Raw genomic sequence first — 2569 nt, 5'->3', positions numbered from 1 at the left:
TAAACCACTTTGGCGTTGTATGGTTAAGCCTCACGGGTAATTAGTACGAGTTAGCTTAATGCCTCACAGCACTTCCACATCTCGCCTATCAACGTTGTAGTCTTCAACGGCCCTTCAGTTGACTCTAAGTCAAAGTGAGAACTCATCTCGAGGCCTGCTTCCCGCTTAGATGCTTTCAGCGGTTATCAGTTCCGAACGTAGCTACCGGGCAATGCAATTGGCATCACAACCCGAACACCAGCGGTTCGTCCACTCCGGTCCTCTCGTACTAGGAGCAGCCCCTCTCAATTCTCAAACGCCCACGGCAGATAGGGACCGAACTGTCTCACGACGTTCTAAACCCAGCTCGCGTACCACTTTAAATGGCGAACAGCCATACCCTTGGGACCGACTTCAGCCCCAGGATGTGATGAGCCGACATCGAGGTGCCAAACACCGCCGTCGATATGAACTCTTGGGCGGTATCAGCCTGTTATCCCCGGAGTACCTTTTATCCGTTGAGCGATGGCCCTTCCATTCAGAACCACCGGATCACTATGACCTACTTTCGTACCTGCTCGACGTGTCTGTCTCGCAGTTAAGCTTGCTTCTACCATTACACTAACCGTACGATGTCCGACCGTACTTAGCAAACCTTCGTGCTCCTCCGTTACTCTTTGGGAGGAGACCGCCCCAGTCAAACTACCCACCAGGCACTGTCCTCAACCCCGATTCAGGGGCCTAAGTTAGAACATCAACACTACAAGGGTGGTATTTCAAGGTCGGCTCCACAGAAACTAGCGTCTCTGCTTCAAAGCCTCCCACCTATCCTACACATGTAGGGTCAATGTTCAGTGCCAAGCTGTAGTAAAGGTTCACGGGGTCTTTCCGTCTAGCCGCGGGTACACAGCATCTTCACTGCGATTTCAATTTCACTGAGTCTCGGGTGGAGACAGCGTGGCCATGGTTACACCATTCGTGCAGGTCGGAACTTACCCGACAAGGAATTTCGCTACCTTAGGACCGTTATAGTTACGGCCGCCGTTTACCGGGGCTTCGATCAAGAGCTTCGCCTAAGCTAACCCCATCAATTAACCTTCCGGCACCGGGCAGGTGTCACACCGTATACGTCATCTTACGATTTTGCACAGTGCTGTGTTTTTAATAAACAGTCCCAGCCACCTGGTCACTGCGGCTCTCGTTTGCTTACAGAGCAAGTCCTTCACAAACAAGAGCGTACCTTCTCCCGAAGTTACGGTACAATTTTGCCTAGTTCCTTCACCCGAGTTCTCTCAAGCGCCTTAGTATTCTCTACCTGACCACCTGTGTCGGTTTAGGGTACGATTCAGTATGAACTGAAGCTTAGAGGCTTTTCCTGGAAGTAGGGCATCAACAACTTCACCACCTTAGTGGCTCGTCTCGACTCTCAGCCTTGGCAACCCGGATTTTCCTAAGTCACCAGCCTACAGCCTTTCACATGGACAACCAACGCCATGCTTGCCTAGCCTGCTCCGTCCCCCCATCGCATTCATACCGAGTACGGGAATATTAACCCGTTTCCCATCGACTACGCTCTTCAGCCTCGCCTTAGGGGTCGACTCACCCTACCCTGATTAACATGGGATAGGAACCCTTGGTCTTCCGGCGGAGGAGTTTTTCACTCCTCTTGTCGTTACTCATGTCAGCATTCGCACTTCTGATATGTCCAGCATGCCTCCCGGCACACCTTCAGCCACTTACAGAACGCTCCCCTACCCCGCAGACAAAGTCTGCAGCCGTAGCTTCGGTGGTATGTTTAGCCCCGTTACATCTTCCGCGCAGGCCGACTCGACTAGTGAGCTATTACGCTTTCTTTAAAGGGTGGCTGCTTCTAAGCCAACCTCCTAGCTGTTTTAGCCTTCCCACATCGTTTCCCACTTAACATACACTTTGGGACCTTAGCTGACGGTCTGGGTTGTTTCCCTCTCCACGACGGACGTTAGCACCCGCCGTGTGTCTCCCGGATATTACTTTACGGTATTCGGAGTTTGCAAAGGGTTGGTAAGTCGGGATGACCCCCTAGCCTTAACAGTGCTCTACCCCCGTAAGTATTCGTCCGAGGCTCTACCTAAATAGATTTCGGGGAGAACCAGCTATCTCCCGGTTTGATTAGCCTTTCACTCCTAGCCACAGGTCATCCCCTAACTTTTCAACGTTAGTGGGTTCGGTCCTCCAGTTGATGTTACTCAACCTTCAACCTGCCCATGGCTAGATCACCGGGTTTCGGGTCTATACCCTGCAACTTAAGCGCCCAGTTAAGACTCGCTTTCGCTACGGCTCCCCTAAATGGTTAACCTCGCTACAGAATATAAGTCGCTGACCCATTATACAAAAGGTACGCAGTCACCCAACAAGTAGGCTCCTACTGCTTGTACGTACACGGTTTCAGGTTCTATTTCACTCCCCTCACAGGGGTTCTTTTCGCCTTTCCCTCACGGTACTGGTTCACTATCGGTCAGTTGGGAGTATTTAGCCTTGGAGGATGGTCCCCCCATATTCAGTCAAAGTTTCACGTGCTCCGACCTACTCGATTTCACTTTAGATAAGTTTT

At 51.4% G+C, this 2569-nt stretch carries 1 rRNA gene (only partly in view); it reads right to left on the bottom strand.

Going from position 1 to position 2569, the window contains the following annotated elements:
* Window positions 1-19 precede the first annotated feature (19 nt).
* Window positions 20-2569, bottom strand: a 23S ribosomal RNA gene (locus EXT47_RS23530) (it continues 334 nt past the right edge of the window).

The organism is Pseudoalteromonas sp. CO342X, from assembly GCF_004208915.1.
Classification (GTDB): Bacteria; Pseudomonadota; Gammaproteobacteria; order Enterobacterales; family Alteromonadaceae; genus Pseudoalteromonas; species Pseudoalteromonas maricaloris.
The sequence above is the reverse complement of the archived record's forward strand: the minus strand, read 5'-3'. Positions and strand labels throughout refer to the sequence as shown.